At 43.7% G+C, this 15,716-nt stretch carries 15 protein-coding genes; all 15 read left to right on the top strand.

Features of this window, described 5'->3' with window-relative positions:
- Positions 1 to 63: 63 nt before the first annotated feature.
- Genes NG653_RS05105 through NG653_RS05175 form a run of 15 tightly spaced genes read left to right on the top strand, consistent with a single transcriptional unit; the run spans position 64 to position 15,667 of the window.
- Entirely contained in the window at positions 64 to 1,734 is a 1,671-nt protein-coding gene (locus NG653_RS05105) for a DUF6909 family protein (protein WP_252740601.1), read from the top strand.
- A 1-nt stretch (position 1,735) separates the two neighbouring features.
- Positions 1,736 to 2,737 (top strand): hypothetical protein, encoded by a 1,002-nt coding sequence (locus NG653_RS05110; RefSeq protein WP_252740602.1) that lies wholly within the window; start codon positions 1,736 to 1,738, stop codon positions 2,735 to 2,737.
- Positions 2,738 to 2,739: 2 nt separating this feature from the next.
- Positions 2,740 to 3,801: a dTDP-glucose 4,6-dehydratase gene (gene rfbB / locus NG653_RS05115; protein WP_252740603.1), complete on the top strand. Its 1,062-nt coding sequence runs from the start codon at positions 2,740 to 2,742 to the stop codon at positions 3,799 to 3,801.
- 19 nt (positions 3,802 to 3,820) lie between these two features.
- Complete coding sequence (rfbA, locus tag NG653_RS05120) at positions 3,821 to 4,687, top strand: glucose-1-phosphate thymidylyltransferase RfbA (protein WP_252740604.1); 867 nt, start codon at positions 3,821 to 3,823, stop codon at positions 4,685 to 4,687.
- Positions 4,687 to 5,232: a dTDP-4-dehydrorhamnose 3,5-epimerase gene (gene rfbC / locus NG653_RS05125; RefSeq protein WP_252740605.1), complete on the top strand. Its 546-nt coding sequence runs from the start codon at positions 4,687 to 4,689 to the stop codon at positions 5,230 to 5,232. The genes rfbA and rfbC overlap by 1 nt, the downstream gene beginning before the upstream one ends.
- Complete coding sequence (gene rfbD / locus NG653_RS05130; RefSeq protein ID WP_252740606.1) at positions 5,229 to 6,086, top strand: dTDP-4-dehydrorhamnose reductase; 858 nt, start codon at positions 5,229 to 5,231, stop codon at positions 6,084 to 6,086. Before rfbC ends, rfbD begins: the two co-directional genes overlap by 4 nt.
- On the top strand, positions 6,076 to 6,585 hold the full coding sequence (locus NG653_RS05135) for a hypothetical protein (protein WP_252740607.1): 510 nt from the start codon (positions 6,076 to 6,078) through the stop codon (positions 6,583 to 6,585). Before rfbD ends, NG653_RS05135 begins: the two co-directional genes overlap by 11 nt.
- Before the next feature lie 14 nt (positions 6,586 to 6,599).
- The gene (locus NG653_RS05140; RefSeq protein WP_252740608.1) at positions 6,600 to 8,042 is read left to right on the top strand and encodes a lipopolysaccharide biosynthesis protein; all 1,443 of its coding nucleotides are present in this window, start codon (positions 6,600 to 6,602) and stop codon (positions 8,040 to 8,042) included.
- A complete protein-coding gene (locus NG653_RS05145) occupies positions 8,039 to 9,115 on the top strand; it encodes a DegT/DnrJ/EryC1/StrS family aminotransferase (RefSeq protein WP_252740609.1) in 1,077 nt (358 codons plus the stop codon). Before NG653_RS05140 ends, NG653_RS05145 begins: the two co-directional genes overlap by 4 nt.
- Entirely contained in the window at positions 9,109 to 9,756 is a 648-nt protein-coding gene (locus NG653_RS05150) for a NeuD/PglB/VioB family sugar acetyltransferase (RefSeq protein WP_252740610.1), read from the top strand. The genes NG653_RS05145 and NG653_RS05150 overlap by 7 nt, the downstream gene beginning before the upstream one ends.
- A gap of 2 nt (positions 9,757 to 9,758) precedes the next feature.
- The gene (locus NG653_RS05155) at positions 9,759 to 10,874 is read left to right on the top strand and encodes a TDP-N-acetylfucosamine:lipid II N-acetylfucosaminyltransferase family protein (RefSeq protein WP_252740611.1); all 1,116 of its coding nucleotides are present in this window, start codon (positions 9,759 to 9,761) and stop codon (positions 10,872 to 10,874) included.
- A gap of 14 nt (positions 10,875 to 10,888) precedes the next feature.
- Positions 10,889 to 12,139 carry a hypothetical protein gene (locus NG653_RS05160; protein ID WP_252740612.1) on the top strand — a complete coding sequence of 417 codons (1,251 nt, stop codon included), beginning with the start codon at positions 10,889 to 10,891 and terminating at the stop codon, positions 12,137 to 12,139.
- A 4-nt stretch (positions 12,140 to 12,143) separates the two neighbouring features.
- Positions 12,144 to 13,310, top strand: a complete 1,167-nt coding sequence (locus NG653_RS05165) for a glycosyltransferase (RefSeq protein WP_252740613.1) — start codon at positions 12,144 to 12,146, stop codon at positions 13,308 to 13,310.
- A 12-nt stretch (positions 13,311 to 13,322) separates the two neighbouring features.
- Positions 13,323 to 14,576 carry an O-antigen ligase family protein gene (locus NG653_RS05170; RefSeq protein WP_252740614.1) on the top strand — a complete coding sequence of 418 codons (1,254 nt, stop codon included), beginning with the start codon at positions 13,323 to 13,325 and terminating at the stop codon, positions 14,574 to 14,576.
- Positions 14,573 to 15,667, top strand: coding sequence for a DUF1972 domain-containing protein (locus NG653_RS05175; protein WP_252740615.1), 1,095 nt, complete (start codon positions 14,573 to 14,575; stop codon positions 15,665 to 15,667). The genes NG653_RS05170 and NG653_RS05175 overlap by 4 nt, the downstream gene beginning before the upstream one ends.
- Positions 15,668 to 15,716 lie beyond the last annotated feature (49 nt).

Raw genomic sequence — 15,716 nt, forward strand, 5'->3', positions numbered from 1 at the left:
GGGAAAATCACAGGGCGTCCCCGAACAGAAATTTAAACGTATTTTTGCCTCAGAGCTGTTTCTATGGAAGCTACCCGAGCCCAGGAATCTACCAACGCCATTGAGCGCCTGTATATTACCATGCGCCACCTGTTTAACCGCGGGTTCTATAAGCCTATGGGGGTTTCCGGGGAGACCCTGAGGAACGCCCTGTTGCAATTGCGCCCTGAAATTTACGGGAGTATCGCCGAGGACAAAGCGGAACTGGAAGGCCTGGTATATGTGCTCGAACGCCTGCCGGAAGGGATTGAACAATGCCGGTACATCAACCTGACTTCAGATGAAGGGTATGGCAAATCGCATTTCACGCCTATCGTGCCCCCGAAGCGCAGGAGGAATTGCTACCGCATTGATGCCGAGCAGATGAACATCGAGATTACCCGGGGGCGGTCTGATATCTACGACATCCTTACCCACCTTACCTTCCTGTTCATCGAATCGGGCAAGATAAGCCGCCGGGTTCTCATTGAAGACACCCATAAGACCATCCGTGACTGGCAAAAACTGGAAGCGGCGGTACAAAAGAAGAAACTGGCCCTTTCTGAACGGGAAGTAGCCCTGATCCACACCGCCAACATCCTGGGCAGGTCTTTTGTGGAAGTGATGGCCGTCTACGAGAAACTGGCGACCAGGAAGGATCCCGAGCGATTCCTGAGGATCATCTACTGGTTGGGCAAGCTCGCGATTGAAGAAGAGACTACCGGCGAGAAACGCACCATAACCTTCAGCGCCACCCTTCGCGAAAGGCTTGGCCACCATATTCACGGGGAACGCTGGGCCAATACCATCAAAGGGGCATTACACAAGCACGGCCTGCTTGGCCGTCCGGTGCATATCATCAGCTCCAACATGCATAGCGTGCTGAACTCGCTTTTTGCCCGCACGGCCCTTGCGAAAGAGTTTCCAGAAAGCAATTCCCTGGAAATCTTTGAGGCCCTCAGCATGCCCAAAAACCAGGCCCTACGCGATAAAGTTACCGCCCTGGCCCGAAAAAACGGCATGCTTGAGATCGACGACACCTCCGGCACCAACATTGACGTACAGATTTTCGACATGGCCCGCTTGACCAGAGATGCCTGTTGCTATGAGGTCCCGCAGGGGCCCGACGAGAACAAGCCGGTTATCCTGGTAATGGATTACGCCTTCGGGGAGCAGGCCTTTGAATGTATCGATGAGCTGCTGAAGCCCTACAGGGAAAATGGCGCTCCGGTATTCCTCGACGTTCATTCCATTTCCATCATGGGGAAGGCGGGGATCCTGCAGGGGGACAAGGGCGACCTGATGATCCCTTCCGCCCACATCTTTGAGGGCACAGCCGACAATTACCCGTTTAAGAACGAGCTTTGCAAAACCGATTTCGAAGGGTATGGCCTGCAGGTATGCGAAGGGACGATGGTGACCGTTTTGGGGACCTCCCTGCAAAATAAGGACATCCTCACGTTCTTCCACCAGTCTACCTGGAATGTCATCGGCCTGGAGATGGAAGGGGTCCATTACCAAAAGGCCATCCAGTCCGCTTCTCGCATCCGCAAGAGCATCCGCGAAGACGTGAAGGTGCGCTATGCCTACTACGCCTCCGACAACCCCTTGAAAACGGGGCACACCCTGGCCTCCGGGGGGTTGGGGACCACGGGGGTCAAGCCAACCTATTTGATTACCGATAAAATTTTGATGCAGATCTTTAATTCCAACTGATATGGCCACACCTGGAACCAAACCGCCCGAGACTTCCGACGAGATAGATTTGGGGCAACTTTTCAAACTGATTGGAAAGGGATTCCAAAAGATGTTTCGCGGTTTCCTTTTGATCTACCTCTATTTCAAAAGGAATTTTTTCTGGTTTGCCGGCCTGGGGGTTTTGGGGGTGCTCACGGGGTATTTAGTCAACCGACTCGTGGAGCCACTGCAAAAGCTGGACGTTATAGTTACCCCAAACCTCGACAATAGGAATTACCTCTATGATGTAGTGGCCGAATTACAATCAAACCTTAAAGCTAAAGATACTGCCTTTCTAAGATCTCAGGGAATACCGGTCAATAGTGTTGAGGGCTTTGATTTGGAAATCACCGACTTGAGGACTAAAAGCACCAATACTCCGGGGGATTCTGAGCTCTTGGAGTTGATGAAGGATTTTGGCAATTCCCCGGCGATCGGAGATCTTGTGAGGGAAGCGTTAAGGGAAAAAACCACCAAAGATCACAGGATAACTTTCTATTTCAAGGATCCCATTGCCGGGGAAGCAATTGCCGGGAAGTTCATGGAGTATTTCAATACCAATGCGTATTATTCCCAATTATTGGAAACGCAAAGGAAAAACGCACAAGAACGGATTCAGCGAAACGATTCCCTGGTAAAACAAATAGACCAGCTCATCAATAACTATACTGAGCAGATGAACCGGGAGCAGGGAGGAACCGAGGGTCGCCTGGTCCTTGAAAACCAGGAACCCCTGAATGTGCCTTCCCTGTTTGAGTTGAAAAACCAACTCATTAGGGATACGGAAGCCAAACGACTGGAACTCGACATGAAACAAGAGGCGATTACCATCGTGAGCTTTGGGAAGCCGCATAAAGTTATCAAACCATTGGCCCTGAAAAACATCGTCTTGTTCCCCTTGTTGTTCATTGGAGGCTTTCTGGTGGTTTCCATGGTGCGGTACCTGAACAGGAAGTCTATGGAATTAATTCCAAACAAATAATTATGACTTACGAAAAATCTATTCTGATTACCGGAGGAGCGGGTTTTATCGGTTCTCATGTTGTTCGGCACTTCATCAATAAATATCCGCAAGAGTACAGAATCTTTAATCTGGATGCATTGACCTATGCAGGAAACCTAGAAAACCTAAGGGATGTTGAGACCGCTCCTAATTATAACTTTATTCACGGCGATATTGTTAATGAGACCTTCATTAGAGAACTTTTTAAGGAGTTTTCATTTAATGGTATCATTCACTTAGCCGCGGAATCCCATGTGGACAGATCTATTGCCGATCCAATGGCATTTGTAAAAACGAACATAATAGGTACGGTTAATTTATTAAATGCAGCACGGGATTGCTGGGAGCCCAGTCCTGAGGGCAAGCTTTTCTACCACGTCAGCACAGACGAGGTTTATGGTTCACTTGGGAATACAGGCCTTTTTACCGAGGAAACCTCCTATAGCCCAAATTCACCCTATTCAGCTTCCAAGGCAAGCTCAGATCACTTTGTCAGGGCATATGGTGAAACTTATGGTCTCCCTTTTGTAGTTAGCAATTGCTCCAATAATTACGGACCCTACCACTTCCCTGAAAAGTTAATCCCATTGTTCATAAATAATATTATCAATTATAAACCATTGCCCGTCTATGGAGATGGAAATTACACCCGGGATTGGCTTTTTGTAAAGGATCATGCGGTTGCCATAGATCTGGTTTTTCACAAGGGGAAACAGGGAGAAACTTACAATATTGGAGGGTTTAATGAATGGAAAAACATTGATCTCGTGCGATTGCTTTGTCAGAAGATGGACAAAAAACTGGGTCGGCCCGAGGGGACCTCAGAAGGGCTAATTACATTTGTAAAAGATCGGCCGGGTCATGATTTTCGATATGCAATAGATGCCACTAAAATCAATCAGGAACTTGGATGGAAGCCCTCGGTGACTTTTGAACAAGGACTGGAACAAACCATAGATTGGTATTTGTATAATCAACAATGGCTCGACCATGTTACTTCTGGAGAATACCGGGAGTACTATCAAAAGCACTATTTAGACTAGAAAGGGAAATCCAGACAGAATGAAGGGAATAATATTAGCCGGAGGATCTGGCACGCGACTACACCCCATCACCCTTGCGGTAAGCAAACAACTAATGCCCATATACGACAAGCCCATGATTTACTACCCCTTGTCGACCCTCATGTATGCGGGCATTCGCGAAATTTTAATTATCTCAACACCAAAAGATCTCCCGCTGTTTCGGGACTTGTTGGGAGATGGTTCACGGTATGGTTGTTCATTTGACTATGCCGTTCAAGATGCCCCGAACGGTCTTGCTGAAGCGTTTCTCATAGGCTCGGAATTCGTAGGCGGCGATAAAGTGGCTTTGATCCTCGGAGACAATATCTTTTACGGGTCGGGTTTAGCGCGTTTGCTTCAGGCCAATAATGACCCTGACGGGGGAATTATTTATGCATACCGCGTTCACGATCCTGAACGATATGGGGTTGTGGAGTTTGATAAGAACGGCCGGGTAATAAGTATTGAGGAAAAGCCCCAACATCCCAAATCGAACTATGCGGTGCCGGGGATCTATTTTTACGATAATGACGTATTGGAAATTGCGCGCAACATCAAGCCCAGCGCGCGGGGGGAACTTGAAATTACAGACGTCAACAGGGAGTATTTACAGCGCGAGAAATTGAATGTAAGCATCTTGGACCGAGGAACTGCCTGGCTGGATACTGGCACCTTTCAGTCCCTGATGCAGGCTTCCCAATTTGTTGAGGTGATCGAGGAACGTCAGGGGCTTAAAATTGGGGCGATTGAGGCAGCTGCCTTTGAAATGGGCTTTATTGACAAATCCCAATTCCTCAGTCTTGCCGAGCCTTTAATGAAGAGTGGCTATGGCAGAAGCTTAATGGGTATTATAGAAAAGGACTAATGAAGTTTGAGAAAACCGGACTGGAAGGTTGTTTTATTATTGAGCCAACTGTTTTTGAGGATAACAGGGGCTATTTTATGGAGACGTTCAGCCAACGCGAATTTGAGGCGAATATAGGCCGAGTGAATTTCGTCCAGGACAACCAATCTCATTCCAAAAGAGGCGTTGTCCGAGCCCTCCACTATCAGGTAGGAGATGCCGCTCAGGCCAAACTGGTGCGTGTGCTACAGGGGCGCGTTCTCGATGTGGCAGTAGATCTTCGAAAGGATTCCTTAACGTTTGGGGAGCATATAGCTGTTGAACTTTCAGAAACCAATAAAAAGCAGATTTTTATCCCGCGCGGATTCGCGCATGGATTTGTGGCACTGAGTGAAACGGCAGAATTCTTTTATAAGTGCGATAATTTTTATGATAAAAATGCTGAGGCGGGCATTATCTATAGCGACCCCGATTTGAAGATTGACTGGGTGCTCTCTGAATCAGACATTACACTTTCCTTAAAAGACGCGGCCCTGCCATTGCTTAAGAATGCAAGGCTCTCATGAAAGTACTTGTTACAGGAAGCCAAGGACAACTGGGGAAGAGCATAGAGAGGCTCCGGAAAGGATTCCCATCGCTGGATTTTGTATTTACCACGCGAGAGGTATTAGACATTACCAATCCAGACATGCTTAGTGCTGCTTTCTCTGAACATTCACCGGATTATTGCATTAATTGCGCCGCCTATACGGCGGTTGACAAAGCAGAAGAAGAGCCAGCCCAGGCATTTTCAATCAATGCTGATGGCGTTGGCTTTTTGGCAAAATGCTGTCAGGAATACAACACTACCCTGATCCACCTGTCTACTGATTTCGTCTTTGACGGCAAATCTCCCAGGCCTTATACTGAGGAAGATACTCCGGCTCCTCTAAGCGTTTATGGGCGCAGCAAATGGGAAGGTGAAAGGATAATAGAGTCTACCCTGCATCGCTATTTCATTATCAGAACCTCCTGGGTATTCTCGGAATACGGGCGTAATTTTCTAAAAACGATGCTTAAGCTGAGTAAGGAGAGAGATGAGCTGAAAGTGGTGGATGATCAGATTGGCAGACCGACCTATGCCGTTGATCTGGCAAGATATATACTCGAACTTATAGAAAGCGCAACACCACCGATGGGACTAGTGCACTTCGCAAATCAAGGGGAGTATAGTTGGTATGGTTTTGCCCAAGAAATTTTCAGGAAAGCGGGGATTTTCGTAAAGCTTCACCCAATTAAATCCAAGGATTATCCCGCGTTGGCAAAAAGGCCCGTATATTCTGTTTTAAATACAGCAAAAGCGGAGCAAATTTTGGGAACCAGCATACCAAGAGTTGAAAACGCAATTGAAAGGTGCTTACAACAACTTCATGTGGAATAAACTTAATCTCATAGTAGCAGCGCTTGTATTGGCGGGCTGCCAGACAGGAAGCTCCACTAAAGAGCAAGACTTCTTTCAGTTATCACTAAAGTTGAAGACCTGTGCCCAGGATGAATTCCAGCTCTTTTACCTGGATCAGAAAACGGATACATTTTCAGACAACCAGAGACTCCGTATTCCTGTATCACCAAGTGATTCATTTCAAGAAATCCTATTCCAAGTGCCGATTGATTATTATCCGCCCCGGTTCCGGATCGATCTTGGAGAACATCGACAGACCTGTTTCCTTGAGGTTGACACTATAGAAATTAAATTCCGACACAAAAAAATCATCATACCGCCCCGGGCCATTCAAAGGTATTTTGATTCAAACATCTATATGGAACTGGAGGATTCCATCATCAGGCGATTCCCTGTTAAAGGCAGATATGATCCAATTCTCTTTTCCAGCCCGCTTCTTGAAAAGGAAATGTATCTTAGATTCCAATTGGAAAATTAACAAGATAGCCGTATATGTCGGTTAGAAAGAAAACAGCTTCCGGGATTTTCTGGATGTCACTGGACGTCCTTATGATTAGGGGGTTGACATTCATTACCTCTATTCTTTTGGCAAGACTCCTTAGCCCAGAGGAATTCGGGCTGGTTGGCATGCTGTTAATATTCATTGCTATTGGCACTACTTTGGTGGAAAGCGGGTTGTCCGAATCCTTAATCCGCACCATTGCGCCGGATCAACGCGATTTTTCGTCCGTTTTTTATGTCAATATTCTTTTAAGCCTTTTGGCTTATCTGATTTTATACTTTACCGCTCCCTGGATTGCTCATTTTTATGGTGTACCCGCCCTAGTATCCCTGGCAAGAGCTTATGGGGTCACATTTGTACTTTCCGGGTTATCAGTGGTACAGTCCACGATCCTTTTACGTGAGCATAAATTCAAGAAACTCATGTTGCTGAATTTGCCGGGATCCATTGCCGGGGCAAGTGTGGGGCTTTATATGGGGTATTCAGGATCGGGGGTTTGGAGTATAATTTTTATGTATCTAACCATTTATGGGGTTCAGGCACTGTTTTTATGGCTATTCTCGACATGGAGGCCATCTTGGGTGTTTTCCAGGAAAAGGATTATTTATCATTTGAATTTTGGATATAAACTCCTGTTGTCCGGGCTGATAAACGCAGTGTTCAACAATCTCTACAACGTGATTATCGGCAAATTTTTTGCCGTAAGGTTCCTGGGGTATTATGAGAGATCCTATGCCTTTAGTCAACAACCGGTTATGATTCTTTCCGGAGTTTTGGCCAAGGTTACCTACCCTATAATGGCTGAGATTCGCGAAAACAAGGAAAGGGTCTCAAACATGTACCGTTTGCTGTTTCAAACCTCATTCTTTTTGGCGGCCCCCATAATGATAATTGCCGCAGCCCTGGCAAAGCCGATATTCTCCTATTTCCTGGGTCCGGCCTGGGAAGGCGCTGCGACATTTTTCCAAATTCTCTGCCTGGCCTCCGTGTTTTATCCCATCAATGCTTTTAACCTGAATATTCTTAAAGTCTATGGCAGGACTGACCTTTTTTTGAAATTGGAGGTCATCAAGAAAGCAATTATGTCGGCAGGCCTGGCTATTGGATTTTATTTTGGGATTGTTGGCCTGCTATGGAGTCTTGTTGCCGCGGCATTTATGGCCCTATTAGTCAACGCATCGTATAGTGCGATTTTAATTGGATATGGCCCTGTCAAGCAGCTTAAGGATATGGCCCCGATTGCTTTAATTTCAGGGCTCACCTATATTCTGCTCCATTTTCTTTCAGCCAATCTGGACATGGAAACTGAAATAATTAGGATAACTTTGCTTACGTGCTTGGGGATAGGAGTATACCTGCTTCTTGCTCTCCTTCTAAAGATACCCGTGCTAAGTTTTATTAAGGGGGTGATTAAAAACCACTTACGATTATGATAAATGTAACCCAAACCTTTCTTCCCCCATTGGAAGAATACATGACGGTTTTTAAACGGGCCTACGATGCTCGATGGATTACCAATAGGGGTAGTTTGGTTTTGGAATTGGAGAGCAAGCTCCAGTCATTTTTGGGAGTAAATCAAATGATTATCACGAATAATGGGACTACACCTCTGCAAATCGCGCTTCGTTTGCTGGCTAATCAGGGAGAAGTTATTACCACGCCCTTTAGCTATGTGGCAACAAGTTCCGCTATTGTATGGGATCGAAGCACCCCTGTTTTTGTTGACATTGACCCGGAATATCTGACCATTGACGAGACCAAAATAGTAGAAGCCATTACAGAGCGAACCACGGCTATATTGGCAACCCATGTATTTGGAAATCCATGTAATGTGGAGGCGATCGACAGGATTGCGAAGCGACACAATCTTAAGGTAATCTATGATGGAGCGCATTGTTTTGGGGTGAAGTATAAAGGCTCTTCCCTTTTCAACTATGGGGATGTAAGCACATGTAGTTTTCATGCCACCAAACTATTCCACACTGGAGAGGGAGGGGCAATGTTCACAGAAAGTCATGAACTTTTTCATAAACTTTATTACAGCCATAATTTTGGACATGACGGACCTGAAAATTTCCATGGACTTGGCATAAATGGCAAAATATCGGAGCTACAAGCTGCAATGGGCCTTGCCTTGCTACCTTATTTGGAGCAGATAATGGCTGAACGAAAAAGGGTTTATGATCATTATGAGGCAGAACTGGACCTGCGGGATATTCAAAGCATAAAGATTAGGGAGGGAACTTTATGGAATTATAGCTACTTTCCTATCTTGATGCCAAGCGAAAACACACTCCTTAAAGCTCAAAGGGAACTGAACCAAGAGCGGATTTTTCCGCGACGCTATTTTTATCCTTCCCTTAATAAGATTCCCTATATTAATGGTCCTGATATGCCTGTTTCTGAAAATATTGCCTCAAGAATTCTTTGTTTGCCCATGTATCCGGAATTGCAGAAACCTGATCAGGAACGAATATGTGGTATTATAAATAAAAATATATGCTGATAATTGGTGCCGGAGGACTTGCATCAGAAATTCTGGAGATCATTCATCGTCAGGGATTGACTAATGATTTAGCGTTTTATGACGATGTAAATCATTATAGCGATTATCGCTTATTTGATAACTTCCCGATTTTATCAAATCTGGAAGCCGCCAAATTCTATCTGAGCACCACTTCCCCAAACGTGATTTTGGGCGTGGGAACTCCTTCCACAAGGAAGTTTCTTGCAGACAAATTCACTTCTCTTGGAGGGGTCTTAACTTCCACAATCGATAATAGGGCGATTATTGGATCTTACGGGGTAGAGGTGGGTGATGGCTGCAACATCCTTGCAGGCGCAGCGGTATCCAATAAGGTGAAAATCGGAAAAGGGTGCCTGATATATTATAATTCGAGTATTACGCATGATTGCCATTTAGGGAATTTTGTCGAGGTTTCACCAGGCGCCCAGATTCTGGGAAGGGTCGCAATCGGGAATTATGCGAGCATTGGCTCGAACAGTACTATTTTGCCTGACGTTACTGTAGGATCTGGAGCAATTGTAGGCGCTGGAGCGGTTGTAACCAAAAACGTTCCGGAGAATTGTGTGGTTGTTGGGATTCCCGCCCGTGTTATACGAAAGAACCAAGACTTCGCTACCTGATTATGGGGGAGCTCATACATTTATTTGAAGATGAGAAATTCGTAGATTCTACAATAGAGCAATTTGAGGCAGTAGCCCCGGGTAAAAATCGTTATCTGGTCTTTTCCGATCACCAACCATTGAATCACCCTAAACGGGTTGATAAAATCGAAATCCTTCCCAATCGATTCGGAGCGTTAAACCTGCCAAGCATCTATCAGGATTGTGATTTCATTATGGTTCACTACATGACGCCAATTAAGGCCTATGTAGTTAAAAATAAGCCTGCAGACATCCCGGTACTTTGGTCAGTGTGGGGGAAAGACGCCTATGACCATTTTTCGGATTTTGAACAGTTTTTACCAATAACAAGAAAACTGGTTAAATGGGATTATCGGAATTTGTTGAAAAGGAGCCCAATTTATCAAGTATATCACCAATTAAAATACGGCGTAAAGAGCATAGATAAAGAAAAAGAGGTGCTCGAAAAAATAGACTTCCTAAGCACAGTTCTACCAACGGAATATAAATTAATTTGTAGTGAATTTGGGCTCCGGGCAAAATATGTCCAATTCAACTACGACAGTCTTGGTAACACATTACAAGAGAAAACAAACACTTCTTTAGGGGATAGGGTATTACTGGGAAATTCAGCGACACCCACGAATAATCATCTGGATGTGTTTCCTTTTTTAAAGGATAGGGGACATTTGCTCGTTGTCCCGCTCAATTATGGCGATCGACTATATGCATCGAAGATCGTTGAAGCCGGACAGAATTGCTTCGGCCACAACTTCCTGCCAATTTTGGAATATATGGATTTTAGAGCCTATAAGGGTTTGGTAAGGGATTGTAATAGTATGATCATGTATCACCTTCGTCAGCAGGGACTGGGGAATATTTTGTTGGCTCTTCAGCTTGGCCTTCGAGTGTTTTTGCACCCCTTTGGGGCGGTCTATCAATATATGAAGAATATCGGCATGGAGGTATTTGATCCGGATAAGGATCGAGAATTAATTGGAGTAGAGCTTTTAAATGAACAAAAAATCAAAAACCGAGGACTTGTAAACAAATATTGGGGAGAGGCACAAATTTATCAGGGCACGACAAATATCGTTGACCTTGTAAGAAGCGAATAAGATGAATTACAGTTATGCATTTTAGTGCCGGATATAAGGTTGTGTATTATTTTATAGTGCTGCTTGCCTTCTTGCTCGGGGGTACTTTGCAATTTCTGTTCGGCCTTTCCAATACGGTGCTTACGTTTCTGATCTGTGCCTTGTTGTTTTCAATCTATATTTTATATGCCTTGCTGAAAGGAAGAATAGTGATGACTAAGGTGGTGATATGGGGGTCGATCTATTTGGCATTAATAATAGTAATGGGTCTGGTGAAACAATTACACCCGGTTTACTGGATTGCCTACTCTATTTTCCCATTACTTCCTTTAGCGATTTATCTGGTATATTTCATCAATCAAAAGGAAGGATATGTTAGCTTTCGAAGTATGTTTCTTCTTTTTTACTCCATCGCGGTTATTCAGCTTCCTGTTTTATTAATTCAAAAGAATTTCTATAACCTCCTTATTGGATTGAATAGAAGCGGTCAGAAAATTGAATGGTATGACTTTATGTACGGAACGCTTTTTATAAAGTCTGACCATTCTTTAGGGATTTTACTACTATTGATCATAGCCACGATGATCTTCAGAAGGGATTTGATCAGGAAGTGGATTCCATGGGTAAACCTGTCTATTATCTACTTGGGGGTTACGCTTTTTCTTACTGAATCCAATATTTCCAAACTGGTTTTCCTGATTATACTGGCAACTGTTTTCGTTGTTCCAATTTATCACAGGTATAAAGGAACGTTTGTCTTCAAAGCTGCTGTTGGATTTCTTGTGGGGGCCTTAATAGCAGTTGGAGTGTTAATGAGGAATTCGGATTTGGTTCAAAGAAAACTTGGAGGCACAATCGAGCGCCAGTTTTCCATAGAACAGGCACAGCGATTTTATGATCTCGGTACAGCGAAAAGGTTTCAAGTGATCATGGTGGCGGTTTCCAATATGGAGACAAAGTGGTTCGGGGATGGACCCTATTCCTATTTCGATATTCGCACGGGAGAATTCCGTCAAACGAGACACTTTTCGCAACTAATCTGGAGTTATTATGATCTTGGACTTGTAGGCCTGATTGTTGTGCTAATTTTCATATTTTGCCTTGCCAAGCAATTTCAAATAGACCGGGGAATACCCTTCCTATTCTTATTCCTGATTTTTATTCTGTATTCCTTTTATACGACCATTTTATCTGATGTGGCCATTCTTTTGGCCGCCTTTAGCCTTCTCGGGAAGACACCGGGAAATTTTCAAGGGGAGCAAATTGCACTAACAAAAACGGATTAATACCATGAATTTAGTAGTAATCCCCTTCCATGACTGGAGAAAAAGTGAAAAGGAAGGATTTCGTACCCGGGATGTTCATTTTATCAGAGCCTTTCACGAATTGGATGGCATCGAAAAAATACTGGTCATAAACCGGCCATCTACTCCCATAGAACTTTGGGCTAAAAAGTTCTCCAAAGACCTTCGCGGGGAGGTGGTTCTTGAGAAAGGAAAGTTTCGTCTGACGAAAATAGATGAAGGGTTATATGTGGCCGATTGCTTTTCAAAGGATATGTTGGGCCAGGCAATTCATCGGCAGGCATGGTTTCTCGACGCCTTTGGCCACGAAGATTATTGCCGTTTTGTGCAGAAGGCCTGCGAGCTCCTCGATATGAAGGGGGCACCATTACTTACGCAAAATGTGTTTTCATTTAAAATGGTTTCCAGGCTCGAAGCCCCTTTCAAATTATTTGATGCATGGGATAATTTTCTAAAGTTTCCGGCTTATCAAAAATTTAAAGGGCGATTGTGGGAAGGCTATCAAAGCCTGTCAGAGACAGCTGATGCCTGGATAACCAATTCGCATGAAAACATTTCATTTTTTCGAAAAAATTTCAACCCCAGGAGAATTGAATTGGTTAAGAACGGAGTGCGGCGGGATTTTGGGGGTGATACATTCAGCGAACCAGAAGACCTGGGGCAAATTGCAAGGCCGATTTTTGGATTTGGGGGAAAGATATCCTACCTGCTGGATTATGAACTGATTAATTTTATCACAAAAGCCATTCCGGACGCCTCTTTCGTCTTTGTAGGCCAGATTTTGGATAAGGAAGTATTCAAGAAGATTATAAGGCGGCCCAATGTTCATTTTCTGGGTGACAAGCCGTATGCAGAGTACGCGAATTATGTAAAGGGTTTCGACACGTGTCTTGTGCCTTACAGGATCAAAGAGGGGCAACACGGGGGAGACTCCATGAAAGTCTATGAATACTTGTTACTTGGTAAAAAGGTGGTCGGCACTAATGGGAATGGCCTGGAAGATCTTCAAGATTATATTTACGTCGCACATACCCCCCAGGAATTTGCCCTGGCCTTAGCCGATACAACCAATGCGAGATTGCCATTCCCCATAGAGGAACATACATGGAAGGCGAAGGCGGAAAAACTTGTCGAAAAATTCAAGGAGTTTTAGAAGTATTTTCTGATGGCGGTTAATTGGAAAGATAGGGCCACATATTTCGGAATTATCGCCTTGGGAATACCTTTTTCTATATCCATTGGGAATCTTTTCTTGTTCTTGGGCGGGGCCGGGCTTCTGTTTTTGACCTTGAAGCAAAGTCGGTATTCTTTCAAGATTTCAAGCCCAAACATTGCGTGGCTCTACCCCTTGTCGTTTTTTGGCATGGTTCTCACAAGCGCTTTGTTCAGTGGTGATGTAGTTCGAGGGATGGTGCAGGTAGACAAACATTTAGTTGTGGCCCTATATGGTCTAATTTTTATGTTTTGTAGCCCGGTAGGCAGGGATGAATATGAATTTACCCTCAAGGCCTTCACAGCAGGGACATTCCTGGTGTGCGGTTTGTTGCTTCTCGCCGCAATTATAAAATTTATTGGGAGTGGGGATTCGGAGGTGTTTTTCTTTTTCGAATTTGGAGCCTTTTTAGATCTGCACCCGGTATATATCGCAATTAATTTGGTGATTTCATCACTCTATTTAATTCATGAGTATTCTAAAAAGCCAAGAAGCAAAGAACAGACCTTGTTGTTTGTTGGCGTTCAAATAATCTTTGTGACGGGGCTTTTATTATGCGCCTCAAAGGCCGTATTGGTTATTTTCGCTATCATGGCTACGGTGGAATTCTTTCTAGCCCTAAGGAAGAAATCCCAGAAGCTTATTGGTGTTCTAATTATTGGAATCCTTTTGACCGGAGCATTTGCCATTCCCCAATTACATAAGCGATTTTCAGAAGGATTGCATTTTGACCTTGAAGAATTTCGACCTGTTTCCGATTTATCCGAGGCAAAAGTGTTTAGCAATGAGGAAAAAGCCAATATTAGTGACCTCGAAATTCGCTATCTTTTGTGGAGTATTGGATTACACCATTGGGATGATGATCGTGTGTATCTGTTTGGATATGGTATTGGAGATGTTCAACATTATCTTGACTATTACTACATGTACTATGGGCTGGCTCCCTCGTGGTTTGAAGGATATAATTTGCACAATCAGTACCTGCAATATTTAATCACGTATGGCATAGTTGGATTCTGTTTATTCATAGCGTACTTGTTAATCAGTTATCGGAATGCTCTGATTACAAGGAACAGACTACATTTGTACTTTTTAATTCTCATATCTGGCATATTCATTTTCGAATGCCTTCTTTCTCGCAATAAAGGGTTGGCCATATTTATTTTTCTAAACACCATATTCTTATCAAGGAATTATATAAAATGAAGGTTGCCATATTAGGAACCCGGGGCATCCCGAACCATCACGGTGGATTTGAACAATTTGCTGAATTCTTCTCGGTGTATATGGCAAAAAAGGGTCATGATGTTATTGTATATAATTCTCATAATCATCCCTACAAGAAGAAGGAATTCCAGGGCGTGAAGATCATTCATAAATACGACCCAGAACACAAAATTGGGACACCAGGCCAATTCGTTTACGATTTTAATTGTATTTGGGACTGCCGGAGGAGAGGCTTTGACATCATTCTCCAACTCGGTTATACCAGCAGTTCGATATGGGGTAAATTCCTGCCGAATGAGGCAATTATTCTAACCAATATGGACGGTTTGGAATGGAAGCGAACTAAGTACACCAAAAAAGTTCAGGGGTTTTTGAAATATGCAGAACGTTGGGCCGTAAAAACCAGCGATCATTTAATTGCTGATTCACTAGGAATACAGGATTATCTTAAGGATAAGTATAAAATGGATTCTACTTATATACCCTATGGTGCAGAACTTTTTTTGGATCCGGACGAATCTGTTTTAGAGGAGTATAACCTGAAAAAAAACGGGTACAATATGCTCATAGCCCGTCTTGAGCCCGAAAATAATATTGAGGTTATTTTAAATGCGGTTATGAAGGACCGCAATCAGAGACAATTTCTTGTAATTGGCAAACATGACACTGCATATGGTCGCTATTTGAAGCAAAAATTTGACCGGTGTTCTCATATTCAATTTTTGGGGGGAATTTACAACCTTAGCCACCTGAACAATTTAAGGTATTTTTCCAACCTCTATTTTCATGGACATTCTGTCGGCGGGACAAATCCTTCTTTGCTGGAAGCCATGGCTTCGGAGTCATTTATTGTTGCCCACGATAATCCTTTTAACCGAAGTATTCTTGGGGAGGATGCGTATTACTTTCAAACTTCAGAAGATATTTTTTCGAAATTGTCATTGATAAAAAGAGAACACTCCGAATGGATTTTGTCTAACAAGAATAAAATTCAAGACATCTATAATTGGCCGAAGATCAACGGGCAGTATGAAGACCTTTTCATGTCCTGCCTTGAACATACCCAGTAACAGACAAAATATATAGTAAACTATTATTTCAGTAGATTAGGAGGCAATT

The sequence above is a fragment of the Robiginitalea marina genome (assembly GCF_024006985.1).
Lineage (GTDB): Bacteria > Bacteroidota > Bacteroidia > Flavobacteriales > Flavobacteriaceae > Robiginitalea > Robiginitalea marina.

Excerpts from the sequence above, each read along its gene's own strand:
- NG653_RS05105 (WP_252740601.1), top strand. The coding sequence starts at position 64 with ATGGAAGCTACCCGAGCCCAGGAATCTACCAACGCCATTGAGCGCCTG.
- NG653_RS05110 (WP_252740602.1), top strand. The coding sequence starts at position 1,736 with ATGGCCACACCTGGAACCAAACCGCCCGAGACTTCCGACGAGATAGAT.
- rfbB (WP_252740603.1), top strand. The coding sequence starts at position 2,740 with ATGACTTACGAAAAATCTATTCTGATTACCGGAGGAGCGGGTTTTATC.
- rfbA (WP_252740604.1), top strand. The coding sequence starts at position 3,821 with ATGAAGGGAATAATATTAGCCGGAGGATCTGGCACGCGACTACACCCC.
- rfbC (WP_252740605.1), top strand. The coding sequence starts at position 4,687 with ATGAAGTTTGAGAAAACCGGACTGGAAGGTTGTTTTATTATTGAGCCA.
- rfbD (WP_252740606.1), top strand. The coding sequence starts at position 5,229 with ATGAAAGTACTTGTTACAGGAAGCCAAGGACAACTGGGGAAGAGCATA.
- NG653_RS05135 (WP_252740607.1), top strand. The coding sequence starts at position 6,076 with ATGTGGAATAAACTTAATCTCATAGTAGCAGCGCTTGTATTGGCGGGC.
- NG653_RS05140 (WP_252740608.1), top strand. The coding sequence starts at position 6,600 with ATGTCGGTTAGAAAGAAAACAGCTTCCGGGATTTTCTGGATGTCACTG.
- NG653_RS05145 (WP_252740609.1), top strand. The coding sequence starts at position 8,039 with ATGATAAATGTAACCCAAACCTTTCTTCCCCCATTGGAAGAATACATG.
- NG653_RS05150 (WP_252740610.1), top strand. The coding sequence starts at position 9,109 with ATGCTGATAATTGGTGCCGGAGGACTTGCATCAGAAATTCTGGAGATC.
- NG653_RS05155 (WP_252740611.1), top strand. The coding sequence starts at position 9,759 with ATGGGGGAGCTCATACATTTATTTGAAGATGAGAAATTCGTAGATTCT.
- NG653_RS05160 (WP_252740612.1), top strand. The coding sequence starts at position 10,889 with ATGCATTTTAGTGCCGGATATAAGGTTGTGTATTATTTTATAGTGCTG.
- NG653_RS05165 (WP_252740613.1), top strand. The coding sequence starts at position 12,144 with ATGAATTTAGTAGTAATCCCCTTCCATGACTGGAGAAAAAGTGAAAAG.
- NG653_RS05170 (WP_252740614.1), top strand. The coding sequence starts at position 13,323 with ATGGCGGTTAATTGGAAAGATAGGGCCACATATTTCGGAATTATCGCC.
- NG653_RS05175 (WP_252740615.1), top strand. The coding sequence starts at position 14,573 with ATGAAGGTTGCCATATTAGGAACCCGGGGCATCCCGAACCATCACGGT.